Genomic DNA, 14,181 nt, shown 5'->3' on the forward strand with positions numbered 1-14,181 from the left:
GGTGGCAGGTATGCGAGGCAAGCAGACAGTGCGCGGAATGATCCAGTCGATGGCGGTCATCTGCGCATTCGCAGGCGTGATGTACATCTTCGTTCCGCACGACGACTCGGCGGACCCGACCAAGACCGTGGACTACCGCGTCGAACTGCTGACGGCACGGCGGGCGGCACCGTACCCGGTGGCGGCCCCGGCCGGCCTGTCCGCGGACTGGAAGCCCACGTCCGTCACGTACAAGCGCCAGGACGCCCATGCCTGGCACCTCGGCTTCCTCGACCCGGACGGCCAGTACATCGCGGTCGAGCAGTCCACGGCGCCGCCCGGGAAGTACGTCCCGCAGGTCACCCAGCGGGCGACCCCGACCGAGCACACCCAGCGGGTGGGCGAGGAGACCTGGCAGCGCTGGGAGGGCCCGAAGTACGACGCGCTGGTGCGCACGGACAAGGGCTCGACGACGGTCGTGACGGGGACGGCCTCGTACGAGCGGCTGGCTCAGATGGCGGCGGCGCTGGAAGCCGCGTCCGACTCCGCCTCGACGCCGAGCCCCGCCGGGACGCCGCCCCCGGCCGCGTCCTGACCTTCCGCGTGCCGGCCGTGGTCCCGATCCCGGCCGGCGCCGACAGCACGCCGGCAGCACGAGGCCGCCGCACCCGGAACGAACCGGGTGCGGCGGCCTTTGTCGTGCTGTGTGTCTGTGCGTCCGTATGTCTGTGCGTCCGCGTGGCCGTGTGGCCGCGTGGCTCGGCGGGACTCAGACGGTGGTGACGACCTCGTCGTACGCCAGGCGCGGCGAGCGCGGGAACCACGCGTTCTCGCCCGGCTTGCCGATGTTGACCACCATCAGCGGCGTGTGGTCGTCGTCCAGGAACTCCTTCTGCACGCCGGCGTAGTCGAGCCCGGTCATCGGGCCCGCGGCCAGACCGGCGGCGCGGATGCCGACGATGAAGTAGGCGGCCTGCAACGCGGCATTGAGCATGGCCGACTGCTCGCGGACCGGGCGCTCGCCGAAGAACGCGTCCTTCGCCTGCGGGAAGTGCGGGAACAGCTCCGGGAGCTCCTCGTGGAACTCGTTGTCGGCGGCGAGGATCGCGACCAGGGGGGCGGTGGCGGTCTTCGGCTGGTTGCCCTCGGACATGTGCTGCACCAGACGCTGCCGGGCCTCGGCGGAGCGGACGAGGACAACGCGCAGGGGCGTCTGGTTGAAGGCGGTCGGGCCGTACTTGACCAGGTCGTAGATCGCCTGCACCTGCTCGTCCGACACCGGCTCGTCGGTGAAGGTGTTGGCGGTACGGGCCTCGCGGAACAGGAGGTCCTGGGCGGCGGTGTCGAGAACGAGGGACATGCTGTGCCTTCCGGGTGGAACAGGGGGATCAAGCTGTGACCTCACGGTACGACCGGAGTGTGTGAACGTTCAACCAAATCCGGCCGCTCGTGAGCTAAGTCACGCAACTTTCAACTAATTAACCTTCAACTAAACGGTGCGTCCGTTTAATCCACCCCTGCTCTTGATCCGCCTCTGCTCCGGCGTCTCACAGAGCCGTGCCGCCCGTGTCCTCGACCTCGTCGTCCGAGCCGTCCGAGTCGTTGGAGCCGTCCGTGACCTTCGCGCCTGCGCCTGCGTCCACGCCCTCCGCCGCGTCGCGGCCGGACAGCGCCGCGTCCAGCCGGGCCCGGGCGCCGTCCAGCCAGCGGCGGCACACCTTCGCCAGCTCCTCGCCGCGCTCCCACAGCGCGAGGGACTCCTCCAGCGTCGTGCCGCCCGCCTCCAGCCGGCGCACGACCTCGATCAGCTCGTCCCGCGCCTGCTCGTAGCCGAGCGCGCCCTCGTCCGTCTTGGCTGTCATCTGATCCACCCTAAGTTCGCCTGTTGTCAGTGGGGCCTGAGGCCTCGGCGGGCCGGGCCCCGAAGCCGGGACATGAGCCCGGACGCCGCCCCTGAGCGTGAGCTCGGACGTCGCCCCTGGACGTGAGCCCGGACGTCGCCCGTGGACGCCGTGCCGTGTCAGTCGCCCGCCACCCGCACCGTGAATTCGCCCTCCGCGACGCGCGCCCGCAGCTCCTCGTCCGCGGTGACCTCGCCGGCTGCGCGCACCACCGTGCCGTCCGCGCGCTGCAGCACGGCGTACCCCCGCTCCAGCGTCGCCGCGGGCGACAACGCGACGACCCGCGCACGCGTGTGGGACAGCTCGGAGTCGGCGCGGTCCAGCAGATGCCCCAGCACCCGCCGGCTCCGGGCGACCAGCGCGTCGGTCTCGTGCTCGCGCTCCTCCACCATGCGGTGCGGATGCTCCATGACGCGCCGGTGCAGGGCGTGCGCGAGCCCGCGCTCCTCGCGCTCCAGCAGTCCCCGTACGGTCCTGAGGGCCCGGTCCCGCAGCGCCTGCACCCGGTCCAGCTCCTCGCCGACGTCCGGGACGACCTTCTTCGCCGCGTCGGTCGGCGTCGAGGCACGCAGATCGGCAACCAGGTCGAGAAGCGGGGAGTCCGGCTCGTGACCGATCGCGGACACCACCGGCGTACGGCAGTCGGCGACGGCACGCACCAGCTGTTCGTCCGAGAACGGCAGCAGGTCCTCGACGCTGCCGCCGCCCCGCGCCACGATGATCACGTCCACGTCCGCGTGGTCGTCCAGCTCCTTCACGGCCTGGAGGACCTGCGGCACCGCGCGCACGCCCTGCACGGCCACGTTGCGCACCTCGAACCGGACGGCGGGCCACCGTCGCCGCGCGTTCTCCAGCACATCGCGCTCGGCCGCCGACGCGCGGCCGCAGACCAGACCGATCAGCTGCGGCAGAAACGGCAGCGGCTTCTTGCGGGCGGGTGCGAAGAGCCCCTCCGCGCCCAGCGCCCGCTTGAGCTGCTCCAGCCGGGCGAGGAGCTCGCCGATGCCGACCGGCCTTATCTCGGCGGCCCTGAGCGAGAGCTGCCCGCGCGGGGCGTACCACTCCGGCTTGGCGTGCACGACGACCCGCGCGCCCTCCGACACGGCGTCGGCGACCGCGTCGAACACCTGGCGGTAGCAGGTCACGCTCACCGAGATGTCGTACGAAGGGTCGCGCAGCGTCAGGAAGACCACTCCCGCGCCCGGCCGACGAGACAGCTGGGTGATCTGCCCCTCCACCCACACCGCGCCGAGGCGGTCGATCCATCCCCCGATGAGCCGTGACACCTCGCCGACGGGCAGGGGAGCTTCGGCAGACGTAGTGAGACCCATGCCCGCGAGCGTATCGGCACCCTCCGACAAGCCCGGTCCGGCGGCACGACAGCACCAGGCGCGCAACGGCAGGCCGGGCAGCATCCGGGCAGTATCCGGCTCGGCGGCGACGGACCCGCGATCCCCGCCAGGGAGCACCGGCCCGGTAGCACCGGAGCGGCATCACCGGCCCGGTAGCACCGGAGCGGCATCACCGGCCCGGGAGCACTGGCCCGGGAGCGCCGGCCCGTCGCGTCGCTACGAAGCGGGCGGTGCCTGCGCCTCCCGCCGCTCCCGCCGTCCTCGCTGCACCGTCAGCACCACCAGCCCCACCGCCAGCCAGATCACGCCCACCACCTGCGCGGCCCGGGAAGCCTCCAGAAGCACCACGACCGTCACCGCCGCACCCAGCACCGGGAACAGCACGTGCCGCCACCAGCTCGGCGGGCCGGCCGCCCGCCGCACCACGAACCAGCCCACCACGCTCGCGTGCAGCAGCGTGAACGCCGTCAGCGCCCCGACGTCGACGACGGAGACGAGATGCTCCAGCCCGTCGTCACGCCGCGCCGCCCACAACGCCGCGATCATCGTCACCGCCGCCGCGACGACCAGCGCCACGCGCGGAACGCCCTCGTCCGTACGGGACAGCGCACGCGGCAGCCGCCGGTCCCGGCCCATGGCGAACAGGAGCCGCCCCGCCGCCGCTTGCCCCGCCAGCGCCGCGAACGCCGCCCCGATCGCCTTGCCGGCGGCGACCAGATCGTGCAGCCAGGTCCCGACGGACACGTCCACGGCGTCGTAGAACGCCGTCCCCTGCTCCTTCGGGTCCGCCGCCAGCTGCGCCGATGAGACCGGCTCCAACAGGGCCACCAGATAGGTCTGCGCCACGAACAGCGCTCCGGCGACCCCCAGACAGAACAGCACCGCCCGCGCCACCTGCCGCGAACCCCCCGTGACCTCCTCCGCGAACGACGCGATCGCGTCGAAGCCGAGATACGACAGCACCGCCACCGACACCGCCCCGAGCACCGCGCTCAGGGCGAAGTCCCCGTCCCCGGTCAGCGGCGACGCCCAGTCGCGCCGCGGCCCGTCCTGCGCCAGCACTGATACGGCCGCGACCAGGAAGACCACCAGCACCACGATCTCCATCGCCAGGACCGCGAACCCGACCCTGGCCGCCGCCCGTACGCCCCAGAGGTTCAGCAGCGTGGTCACGACGACCGCGATCCCGGTCCACACCCACCGGTCCACCTGCGGAACCAGGGCCTCCATGGCGATCCCGGAGAAAAGGTAGGCGACGGCGGGGATCAGCAGGTAGTCGAGCATCGCCATCCACCCGGCGATGAAGCCGGGCCCCTCGCCGAGCCCCTTGCGGGCGTACGCGAAGACCGATCCGGCCAGCGGCGCGACCCGCACCATCTGGGCGTAGCTGAACGCCGTCAACGCCATGGCGGCCGTCGCGACGACGTAGACGAGGGCGACCGCGCCGTGCGACCTCGCGTCCAGGGTGCCGAAGACGCCGACCGGGGCCATGGGGGCGATGAAGAGCAGCCCGTACACGACGAGGTCCCGGAATCCGAGGCTCCGGCGCAGCCGGGCGTGCGCGTCCGCACCGGTCCCGGTGCCGGTGCCCGTCATGGGACCCTCCGTCCTCGTACGTACGACGTTGATCACATACGGGCACCAGTCTCAGTCCTGTGGGCGATCGTTGGGCCGTCCGGCGCGCCTTTACGATGGGTGCCATGACTGCAACGAACGCCCGCCGCGTCCTGCTCGCCGCTCCCCGTGGCTACTGCGCGGGCGTGGACCGCGCCGTGATCGCCGTCGAGAAGGCCCTCGAGCAGTACGGCGCGCCCATCTACGTCCGTCACGAGATCGTCCACAACAAGTACGTCGTACAGACCCTGGAGAAGAAGGGTGCGATCTTCGTCGAGGCGACGGCGGAGGTCCCCGAGGGCTCCATCGTCATGTTCTCGGCCCACGGTGTCGCTCCGATCGTGCACGACGAGGCCGCCGAGCGGAAGCTCGCCACCATCGACGCGACCTGCCCCCTGGTGACCAAGGTCCACAAGGAAGCCATCCGGTACGCGAACGAGGACTTCGACATCCTCCTCATCGGCCACGAGGGCCACGAGGAGGTCATCGGCACCACCGGCGAGGCCCCCGAGCACATCACCCTGGTCGACGGCCCGGACGACGTCGAGAAGGTCGAGGTCCGCGACCCGTCGAGGGTCGTCTGGCTCTCCCAGACCACGCTGTCCGTCGACGAGACCATGGAGACCGTCGACAAGCTCAAGACCAAGTTCCCGCTGCTGGTCTCACCGCCGAGCGACGACATCTGCTACGCCACCCAGAACCGCCAGATCGCGGTCAAGCAGATGGGGGCCGAGGCGGATCTGGTCATCGTCGTCGGCTCGCAGAACTCCTCGAACTCCAAGCGGCTCGTCGAGGTCGCCCTGGGCGCCGGCGCCCGCGCCGCCCACCTGGTGGACTACGCGAGCGAGATCGACGAAGCGTGGCTGGAGGGCGGCGTCTCGACCGTCGGCGTCACCTCGGGTGCCTCCGTGCCCGAGGTGCTGGTCGAGGAGGTCCTGGAGTGGCTGACGCAGCGTGGCTTCGAGGACGTCGAGATCGTCAAGGCGGCCGAGGAGTCGATCACGTTCTCACTGCCGAAGGAACTCCGCCGGGACCTGCGTGCCGAGGCGACGTCGCTCGTCGAGGACTGAGAACAGTCCGGGAACAGTCCGAGCACGGCCTGAGGACGGCTTGAGGACAGCCTGGGAACGGCTTGAGGCCCTCCCGCGGACGGCTCGCGGGAGGGACCAAGCGCGGCCTTCAGGGAGTGACGGTGAGCAGTTCCTCGTAACGTTGTGTCCATGAACGTCTTCGGAGTGGACATCGGCGGATCGGGGATCAAGGGCGCTCCCGTGGACCTGGACCGCGGCGACCTCGCAGAGCCCCGCCACAAAGTGCTGACACCGCATCCGGCCGCGCCCGACGGCGTGGCCGACTGCGTCGGCGAGGTGGTGGAGCACTTCGGCTGGTCGGGCCCGGTCGGAATCACCTTCCCCGGGGTGGTCACCGGCTCGGTCGTGCGGACGGCGGCCAACGTGGACAAGAGCTGGATCGACCTGGACGCGGGCAAGCTGCTCGGCGACCGGCTGAACATGCCCGTGACCGTGCTGAACGACGCGGACGCGGCGGGCGTGGCCGAAATGACCTTCGGCGCCGGCCGCGGCCGCAAGGGCGTGGTGATGCTGCTGACGTTCGGTACGGGCATCGGGAGCGCGGTCTTCATCGACGGCAAGCTCGTGCCGAACACGGAGCTCGGGCATCTGGAGCTGAACGGCCACGAGGCGGAGAAGCACGCGTCGACCAAGGTCAAGGACGACGAAGAGCTGAGCTGGGAGCACTGGGCCCACCGGGTCCAGAAGTACCTGGCCCATGTGGAGATGCTGTTCTCGCCCGAGCTCTTCATCATCGGGGGCGGGGTGAGCCGCAAGGCGGACAAGTTCATTCCGCTGATCAAGCACATCCGCGCGGAGATCGTCCCGGCGGAGCTGCAGAACAACGCGGGGATCGTCGGCGCGGCGATGGCCACGGCGGAGCACTGAGCGACACCCTCCCCCGGCGCGGTGCCGGGGGAGGGCGTGACGAGGGCGTCAGGCGCGGCGGGGCGGGGCGGAGGGCCGGCGGGAGCGGCGGCGGGTCATCAGCCGGATCTTCCGGACACTCGCGATGACGCCGGCGATGAGCGTGCCGCCGTACAGCCAGCCCGCATGCACGGCCAGTGCGGTGACGAGCGCCATGATCTGGACGCCGATCCCCCCGCTGCCACCGGTCCCTGTCGCACCGCCCGAGATGGGGACGAGCCCGACGGCGAAGGCGATCGGCACACTGATCGGCGCGGTGACCAGATCGGCGTCGCGTACCCAGAACGCCGTCAGGGCGCTCAGCGGCAGGAACAGTACGCCGTACACGATCGCCGAGCCGTCGAACAACAGCTCGTCGAGCGAGCCGAGGACCAGCATCACGGAGCACGCGAACAGCCCGGCGCCGAGCCCGGTCAGCCGCGGATTGGGCAGCCGCCGCAGGGCTGCCAGCACCGGTGGCCCCGGGCGGACCGGCCGCACGGTGGGCCGCTTCCCGGGCCGCGCCGGGGCGTCCGCCTGACCGGGCCGCCCGGGCCGGGCGGTGACGCGGTACACCGCGGCGCCCTCGATCAGCGAACCCTGCGAGACAGGGGCCTGCGGTGACAGAGGGGTCTGCGGCCGCGGCCGCCTCGACGGGGTACCAGTCCTTTGCTGCTCCACGTGACCAACGTAGGTCGCCATGTGCGACGAGTACGTCACGGGACACGCCCTTTGGGTGACCTTGGTCGTGAGTTCGAGACATCGCACGCGTGACGTACTGCGGCGGCCCGCCCGTAAACTGGGGGATCGGCCCACTCCCGGGCCCCGGCCACCAGCCAGCCCTCACTCCAGGAAGTCGCCAACGTGTCGCTCACGATCGGAATCGTCGGTCTGCCGAATGTCGGCAAGTCGACCCTGTTCAACGCCCTGACCAAGAACGACGTGCTGGCGGCCAACTACCCGTTCGCCACCATCGAGCCCAATGTGGGCGTGGTCGGAGTTCCCGACGCCCGGCTCACCGAGCTGGCCGAGATCTTCAGCTCCCAGCGGATCCTCCCCGCGACGGTCGACTTCGTCGACATCGCCGGCATCGTCCGCGGCGCGAGCGAGGGCGAGGGCCTCGGCAACAAGTTCCTGGCGAACATCCGGGAGTCCGACGCGATCTGCCAGGTCATCCGGGCCTTCAAGGACGAGAACGTCGTCCACGTCGACGGCAAGGTCTCGCCGAAGGACGACATCGAGACGATCAACACCGAGTTGATCCTCGCAGACCTCCAGACCATCGAGAAGGTCCTTCCGCGCCTCCAGAAGGAGTCCCGGATCAAGAAGGACGTGGCGCCCAAGGTCGCGGCCGTCGAGGCCGCCCAAGCCATCCTCGAAGAGGGCAACACCCTCTTCTCCGTCGGCATCCTCCAGGGCAGCGAGAAGGCCGAGCTGCTGCACGACCTGCACCTGCTCACCACCAAGCCGTTCCTGTACGTCTTCAACGTCGACGAGGACGAGCTGGTCGACGAGGACTTCAAGAACGAGCAGCGCGCCCTGGTCGCCCCGGCCGAGGCGATCTTCCTCAACGCCAAGCTGGAGCAGGACCTCGCCGAGCTCGACGAGGAGGACGCCATGGAGCTCCTCCAGTCCGTCGGCGCGGAGGAGCCGGGCCTGGCCACCCTCGCCCGCGTCGGCTTCGACACCCTCGGCCTGCAGACCTACCTCACGGCCGGCCCCAAGGAGTCCCGCGCCTGGACGATCAAGAAGGGCGCCACGGCTCCCGAGGCGGCCGGTGTGATCCACACCGACTTCCAGAAGGGCTTCATCAAGGCCGAGGTCATCTCCTTCGCCGACCTCGTCGCCACCGGCTCCGTCGCCGACGCCCGCTCGGCGGGCAAGGCACGCATGGAGGGCAAGGAGTACGTGATGCAGGACGGCGACGTGGTGGAGTTCCGCTTCAACGTGTAGTGCCTGATTCATTGATCGGTTGGAGCAGCTGGTCAGAGCGGGAAACCTCAGGTCAGGGGCCAGATCTTCAGGTCTGGCCCTTTCCTGCCTTCTCTGGCTGGATCAGCCCCTTCTCTGGATGAGTGGGGATGGAAGCGCCAGTACCCCGAAGGGGAATCGGTGCTCCCGGTGCCTGCGCAGGCAGTGCTGTTCCGCCCCGCTGAAGCTGATTGCCCGCAGTCGCGGGTCTGGTTTGCTGACGATGTACTGGCGATCTTCCGCTGGCGGAGCCGTTCGCGCCCTGACCGCTGTTTTCGTAGCGCCAGTCAGCGCGGGACAGGAGCGACCTGTGTATGAGTCACACGGGCCGGACGGGGCGGCTTGGGTGTGGCAATCGATGCGGGTCTGCAGGGTGACGGGGAGAGTTTCGAGTTCGTCGTCCGCCAAGCAGCTTGGAGGTCCGTGCCGAGCACCCCACGTAGGTCGACAGCAAGTCATAGTCGGTGGAGACTACCCAGCTGCGATCTTGGGGCCACCAGAATTCTGGGCCGCTCTCTCCCACCAGATCCCTCAGCGAATCTCTTACGCTCTCGAGGTCGGCCAGGGAGCTGTGACGGACGAGAGGTTCGTCATCGTCGCCCCAGAGCATGGTCGCGAGGTTGTAGGCGAAGTACGTGGCCTGCTCCCCGGAAAGCATGCCGAGCAGGCGAGCGAGCGCCCCACGGCTGTGCTCGTCGAGAGCCCGTCATCAGCCACCCACAGCGGTTGTCCCGTGCTGAGCTCCTCGCGCCTCAACCACCAGTGGGATATCTCCGGGTGAAACGGAACGCCAGAGTCCTGCGCCCACGACTCCCACGTGCGGCTGCGACCTGAACCGTCTGTGGCTTCGAAGCGGTGGAAGACCCGTACGTACGCCTCGTAGCCGCTCGGTACAAGCTCGGACACCACGTGCCCAGGCCCGGCTTCCGAGCGGCCGAGCCGGTCGTGGAGCCACGCCAGCTCAGTTCCGTCGTACTTCCACTCACGCCTCTCTGTCATGGCACCCATTCTTGTGCCACATGGCGGCACTCTTGAGGTGCGTCAGGTCAGGTGACTGCCGACGTGCACGCCATGCACGGCCCGGCCGCCCTACTCCAGGACTCGCCCCGTGCGTGTGCGCCTGATATGCGCGGCGCAGGGGCCCGGCGGGTGGGGTCGTCGCTAACCCAGGAGGGATCAGAGCGGGGCCGCGGCGAGGGTGCGCCACCTCGTTCGTGCAGGTCAGAAGGGGTCGGACTCGGATGAGTCCGACCCCTTCTGCATTCCCGTGCCGACTTGGTGCTGCGTCTTCAGCTGCTTCGCGGCGGCGTGAGCTTGTCGAGGTCCAGGCTGACCTCGAAAGGCACCGGGCGCTGGAGGGTTCCCCGGAAGATCCCGGCGGGCGCGTAGGCACCGGTGGGTTCGTCGAGCTCGTAGACGTGGACGACGGGCGCCCCGTCCTCGTCCTCGATGCACCAGTAGTGCGGGATGCCGGCCTCTGCGTACTTGCGAAGCTTTACGTTGCGATCGCGGTGGGCGGACTCCGGGGAGACGACCTCGGCGACGAGTCTCACATCCTCCGGGGCGTACCAGGTGCGGTCGGGGTCATAGGGCAGTTCCGTCAGTAGGAGGTCTGGCTCCGGGCGGTTGCGGGCATCCAGGCGGATCGTCATCTCGCGCTCGACCTCGAAGCCGGCCGGCGCCTGCGCCATGAGCGTGGTGGTCAGGGCGGTGACCAGGCGGCCATGCCAGGACCGCTGGGGCGACATCATGAAGACGAGGGCTCCATCGATCAACTCGGTGTGGCGGGGTGCCTCGGGGAGGCGGTCGAGGTCCTCCGCGAACCAGCCTTCCGCGCGCGGCGGGCGCATCCAGTCGGGCAGTGCGGTCATGGCTTCACGGTAGCGGCTGCAGTCACCTCAGGTGAGGTGCTCTTGGGCGTCCCGATTGTTCCGAGGCTCGGAGATCTGGAACTGCTGGCCGAGCAGTACCGGACCGTGGCTGAGGGTGCTGGTGCCACGCGAGGGCGGGCCGTGATCATGACGGGTCGGCGCCGAGTGGGGAAGTCGCGACTGGTCCAGGAGTTCTGCGATCGGTCGGGAGCGCCGTACGTGGGTGTTCCAGGCCACCGGGGGCGTAGCCCTGTGGCTGAGCGTGCCGACTTCGCCGCGACCCTCGCGCAGTCGCCGCTGCCGGGCGTGGAGCTCGTCGCCGGCCTCCAGGCACAGGACTGGAACCAGGCCCTGCGCTCGTTGGCGCTCGCGGTGCCCGATGACTCACCCAGCATCGCGGTGATCGACGAGGTGCCCTGGCTGGTCGAGCAGGATCAGGAGTTCGAGGGCGCCCTCTGGACTGTCTGGGACCGTCACCTGTCCGCGGACCGCGAGCCGGTCGCCCGGCAGGTGCACTTCGTCGGGTCGGTCAAGTGGCTGGAGACCCAGCCCTTCGGCCGTCATGACAACGACGCCTTGGTACGCGACATGCTCGCTGTCCCCGGCGCCGCCCCGGACACTCCGTTGGTCGCCCTCGCCCGCTGTGGGGTGGCTGATGATCTGCCACTGACCGCGCACTGGGGACCGGAGAACCTCGTACGGGCGTGGCAGCCCCGGTAGCCGCGGGGGCTGGGGCGGCCCCCGTGCGGGTCCTCTTCAGGAGGTTCGCGGGGCCCTATTCGTCACAAGGTTCGAGCATCGGTTGGAAGGCGGAGTCCTCCTCATCGGGAACGTGCGGGAGGAAGCCGTCGGGGACGGTGCGGGCGGCGGTGGCGAGGAGGCGGTCCAGGACTTCCCGGTCGGTGGCCGAGGGGAGCCGAAGGGCGGCGAGCAGGCGGTCGCGGACGGCGGGGTGGTCCGGGTGGTCGTCGAGGTAATCGGAGTTGAGGTCCGGGGGACGGAAGCCGGCCAGGGCGTCGTGCCAGGACGGGAGGACGACGGCGAGGGTCAGGGCCTCGGCGAGGGACTCCGCGATCAAGGAGGCTTGGCCCTCGGAGTCGGTGTAGAGGACGGGGCGAGAGCCGCCCGGGACGGCCGGCCCGCAGAGGTAGTGGGTGCCGCCCGCGTTGCAGCCGGCAACGGGCTCCACCGGGAGGCCGTTGGGCAGGGCGATCGGTTCGATCGGGTCGGTGCGGGCGAGGTCGAACTCGCCGTCGCAGGCCAGGTAGGAGGCGACCTCGGCATGGTCGGCGATCCTGCGGAGCAGGGCGCTGTCCGAGAGGGCGGCCGGGTTGAGTGCCGCGGCGATCGCCGGGGTGAGGGTGTGCCCGCCCAGGATGCGGCGGATGGCGTCGAGCGGGACGGGGCGCTCGTAGTAGTCCTCGAAGTAGGCCTGGACGGCCTCGGGGGAGCGGTCGGTGAGGAGAGGGAAGAGGAAACCGGAGCCGTCAGGGTCCTCGCTGCCGGAAGGGAAGGCGATGGCCGAGCCGGTGCGCCAGGCGGTGTCGCCGGTCTCCCGCCACAGGCAGGTGGTGACACGAGGCGCGTCGATGCCCTCGTCACAGAAGGCGGGTTCGTCCAGGAGCGGGCGCAACGCGGCGGGCACTTCGTCGATGACACCGGGCCAGACCTGCTCGTCGTCCGTCGCGTACGGGCTCATCTCCGACTCGTGGTCGAAGCCGCGTATGAGCGCGCCGGCGGAGGTGAAGACGACGGAGAAGTCGTCCCCCGAGCCGTTCTCCATCAGCGCCGCCTCCTGGCCCGGGCCCCAAGCCGCGTCGAAGGTGTAGCAGCAGAACCGCGGATCGCTGCCGATCGCGGCGTCCAGGACGGCCAGCGCGCGCAGATGGGCGCGGAGCTCGGCGGGCTCAGGGAGGAGGGCGGCGGTCTCGTGCACAGTGCTCATGGCGACATGGAAGCAGCAGCCACTGACAACCCGGCCGGCTGGTCCGGACGAAGGCGCCGTGCCTTGGCGGCTTGGGCCGATTGCGCTGATCCCGTTAGATGGTCATCTCGCGGCCGACTCCGGTGTCTTCGTCCCGCCGACCGTGACTGTCGAGCGCGCCCGTCAGTCGCGTGGTGCCAATCCCGTCTTCGCTCCCGCCCCGCACAGCGGTACGACGGTGGTGCGGTCGTCCAGGCCGTGGGCGCCGATCGCCGCCCAGCAGGCCACGCCTGTGGGCTCGACGAAGAGGCCGCGGCCCGCGAGGTCCAGTTGCGCGGTCCGGATCTGGTCCTCCGTCACCGTGAGGACGGTGCCGCCGGTGCCGCGTACGGCGGTGAGGATCTGGCGGGCACGCGGCGGGTTCGGGATCGCGATGCCCTCGGCGAGCGTGGGGGTGGTGGCCGCGGGGACGAGGATGTCGTCCGCGCCCGCCCGGAAGGCGAAGGCGAGCGGGGCGACCGCCGACGCCTGTACGGCGATGAGGGCGGGACGCTCGGCGATGAGCCCGTGGGAGTGGAGCTCCTCGATGGCCAGGTAGGCGCCGAGCAGCAGCGTCCCGTTGCCGGCGGGCACGACGAGCGTCTCGGGAAGCCGGCCGCCGAGGTCCTCCCAGATCTCGTACACATAGGTCTTCGTGCCGTGCAGGAAGTACGGGTTGTAGACATGCGAGGCGTAGAAGACGCCGTCCTCGTCGGCGGCGGCGCGGGCGGCCAGCGCCGCCTCCTCGCGGCCGCCCGGCACGATGTCGAGACGGGCGCCGTGCGCCGAGATCTGTTCGGCCTTCTTCTGAGGAGTCGCGGCGGGCACGTACACGGTGCAGTCCAGCCCGGCCCGGGCGCAGTACGCCGCGATCGAGGTGCCGGCGTTGCCGCTGCTGTCGGCGATGACGCGCCGAGGCTTCAGATGCCGGGCCAGTTCCGCGAGCATGACCGCGCCGCGGTCCTTGAAGGACAGGGTCGGCATCAGGAAGTCGAGCTTCGCGGTGACGGTCTCGGTGAGCGGCACGAGCGGGGTCCTGCCCTCGCCGAGAGAGACAGCCTGCGAGCCGCGCGAGGCGTCCGCGGCCGCGAGGGGGAGAGCCTCCTCGTAACGCCAGAGTGAATTGAGGCGTCCGGAAAGGGAGTTGCGGGGGACGGGACCGGCGGCGAAGTCGAGATCCCAGGGGCCTCGGCATTGGGGACAGCGCCAGGTGAGCGCCTCGACAGGGGACCGCACCTCGCACATCGCGCACTGATAGTCCGTCATGTGATCCACCATGGCAGTTGTGTGGCGCACGTGTTACGGCATGTCCCGGACTCTTGTGGGATTCCTATGGATCGGTCAATCTTTCGGACGGCAGCGGCACGGCAATCACGCGGACATCCCCTCCGCGTCATTGTCATGCACCTGTCGAAACCCCCACAGAACGCACCACCAATGAGGAGGATCCTCACATGTCCGTGATGCGTAATTCGCGGCGAAGACTGTCCGCGGCCAGCGCCATAGCCGTCGCCGCCCTGGCTCTCGGCGCCGCGTCCGCCCTTCCGGCCACCG

At 70.2% G+C, this 14,181-nt stretch carries 12 protein-coding genes and 1 pseudogene; 5 read left to right on the forward strand and 8 right to left on the reverse strand.

All coding sequences use genetic code 11. The features are described 5' to 3' along the window. Position 1: 1 nt before the first annotated feature. Positions 2 to 574: a DUF4245 domain-containing protein gene (locus ACIQMR_RS25780; RefSeq protein WP_401391630.1), complete on the forward strand. Its 573-nt coding sequence runs from the start codon at positions 2 to 4 to the stop codon at positions 572 to 574. Between the two features lie 174 nt (positions 575 to 748). Here ACIQMR_RS25780 and ACIQMR_RS25785 read toward each other — a convergent pair whose 3' ends face one another. The 4 genes and pseudogenes from ACIQMR_RS25785 to ACIQMR_RS25800 form a co-directional block, all read right to left on the reverse strand. Then, positions 749 to 1,339, reverse strand: coding sequence for a malonic semialdehyde reductase (locus ACIQMR_RS25785; protein WP_401391632.1), 591 nt, complete (start codon positions 1,337 to 1,339; stop codon positions 749 to 751). 274 nt (positions 1,340 to 1,613) lie between these two features. Then, positions 1,614 to 1,841, reverse strand: a pseudogene (locus ACIQMR_RS25790) (exodeoxyribonuclease VII small subunit); the annotation flags it as partial. Between the two features lie 158 nt (positions 1,842 to 1,999). Then, on the reverse strand, positions 2,000 to 3,211 hold the full coding sequence (xseA, locus tag ACIQMR_RS25795; RefSeq protein ID WP_401391635.1) for an exodeoxyribonuclease VII large subunit: 1,212 nt from the start codon (positions 3,209 to 3,211) through the stop codon (positions 2,000 to 2,002). Positions 3,212 to 3,448: 237 nt separating this feature from the next. Beyond that, positions 3,449 to 4,828, reverse strand: coding sequence for an APC family permease (locus tag ACIQMR_RS25800; RefSeq protein WP_401391638.1), 1,380 nt, complete (start codon positions 4,826 to 4,828; stop codon positions 3,449 to 3,451). Positions 4,829 to 4,923: 95 nt separating this feature from the next. Here ACIQMR_RS25800 and ACIQMR_RS25805 point away from each other — a divergent pair, with 95 nt between their 5' ends. Both ACIQMR_RS25805 and ppgK read left to right on the forward strand, forming a co-directional pair. Continuing rightward, a complete protein-coding gene (locus ACIQMR_RS25805; protein ID WP_401391641.1) occupies positions 4,924 to 5,916 on the forward strand; it encodes a 4-hydroxy-3-methylbut-2-enyl diphosphate reductase in 993 nt (330 codons plus the stop codon). Positions 5,917 to 6,066: 150 nt separating this feature from the next. Continuing rightward, positions 6,067 to 6,804, forward strand: a complete 738-nt coding sequence (ppgK, locus tag ACIQMR_RS25810) for a polyphosphate--glucose phosphotransferase (protein ID WP_328726097.1) — start codon at positions 6,067 to 6,069, stop codon at positions 6,802 to 6,804. A gap of 48 nt (positions 6,805 to 6,852) precedes the next feature. Here the strand turns inward: ppgK and ACIQMR_RS25815 are convergent, their stop codons facing one another. After that, on the reverse strand, positions 6,853 to 7,503 hold the full coding sequence (locus tag ACIQMR_RS25815) for a DUF6542 domain-containing protein (RefSeq protein ID WP_401391645.1): 651 nt from the start codon (positions 7,501 to 7,503) through the stop codon (positions 6,853 to 6,855). Between the two features lie 183 nt (positions 7,504 to 7,686). Here ACIQMR_RS25815 and ychF point away from each other — a divergent pair, with 183 nt between their 5' ends. Continuing rightward, a complete protein-coding gene (gene ychF / locus ACIQMR_RS25820) occupies positions 7,687 to 8,775 on the forward strand; it encodes a redox-regulated ATPase YchF (RefSeq protein ID WP_401391648.1) in 1,089 nt (362 codons plus the stop codon). Positions 8,776 to 10,082: 1,307 nt separating this feature from the next. On the opposite strand, the gene ACIQMR_RS25825 is transcribed toward ychF, so the two are convergent. Next, on the reverse strand, positions 10,083 to 10,664 hold the full coding sequence (locus tag ACIQMR_RS25825; protein ID WP_401391651.1) for a Uma2 family endonuclease: 582 nt from the start codon (positions 10,662 to 10,664) through the stop codon (positions 10,083 to 10,085). A gap of 252 nt (positions 10,665 to 10,916) precedes the next feature. Here ACIQMR_RS25825 and ACIQMR_RS25830 point away from each other — a divergent pair, with 252 nt between their 5' ends. After that, entirely contained in the window at positions 10,917 to 11,384 is a 468-nt protein-coding gene (locus tag ACIQMR_RS25830; RefSeq protein ID WP_401391654.1) for a hypothetical protein, read from the forward strand. 55 nt (positions 11,385 to 11,439) lie between these two features. Here the strand turns inward: ACIQMR_RS25830 and ACIQMR_RS25835 are convergent, their stop codons facing one another. Next, complete coding sequence (locus ACIQMR_RS25835) at positions 11,440 to 12,609, reverse strand: hypothetical protein (RefSeq protein WP_401391657.1); 1,170 nt, start codon at positions 12,607 to 12,609, stop codon at positions 11,440 to 11,442. Positions 12,610 to 12,771: 162 nt separating this feature from the next. Further along, positions 12,772 to 13,893 (reverse strand): threonine synthase, encoded by a 1,122-nt coding sequence (locus ACIQMR_RS25840; RefSeq protein WP_401391659.1) that lies wholly within the window; start codon positions 13,891 to 13,893, stop codon positions 12,772 to 12,774. Positions 13,894 to 14,181 lie beyond the last annotated feature (288 nt).

The sequence above is a fragment of the Streptomyces sp. NPDC091376 genome (genome assembly GCF_044757085.1).
In the GTDB taxonomy this organism is placed as follows: domain Bacteria; phylum Actinomycetota; class Actinomycetes; order Streptomycetales; family Streptomycetaceae; genus Streptomyces; species Streptomyces pratisoli.

Excerpts from the sequence above, each read along its gene's own strand:
- ACIQMR_RS25835 (WP_401391657.1), bottom strand. The coding sequence starts at position 12,609 with ATGAGCACTGTGCACGAGACCGCCGCCCTCCTCCCTGAGCCCGCCGAG.
- xseA (WP_401391635.1), bottom strand. The coding sequence starts at position 3,211 with ATGGGTCTCACTACGTCTGCCGAAGCTCCCCTGCCCGTCGGCGAGGTG.
- ppgK (WP_328726097.1), top strand. The coding sequence starts at position 6,067 with ATGAACGTCTTCGGAGTGGACATCGGCGGATCGGGGATCAAGGGCGCT.
- ACIQMR_RS25805 (WP_401391641.1), top strand. The coding sequence starts at position 4,924 with ATGGGTGCCATGACTGCAACGAACGCCCGCCGCGTCCTGCTCGCCGCT.
- ACIQMR_RS25840 (WP_401391659.1), bottom strand. The coding sequence starts at position 13,893 with ATGACGGACTATCAGTGCGCGATGTGCGAGGTGCGGTCCCCTGTCGAG.
- ACIQMR_RS25785 (WP_401391632.1), bottom strand. The coding sequence starts at position 1,339 with ATGTCCCTCGTTCTCGACACCGCCGCCCAGGACCTCCTGTTCCGCGAG.
- ACIQMR_RS25825 (WP_401391651.1), bottom strand. The coding sequence starts at position 10,664 with ATGACCGCACTGCCCGACTGGATGCGCCCGCCGCGCGCGGAAGGCTGG.
- ACIQMR_RS25800 (WP_401391638.1), bottom strand. The coding sequence starts at position 4,828 with ATGACGGGCACCGGCACCGGGACCGGTGCGGACGCGCACGCCCGGCTG.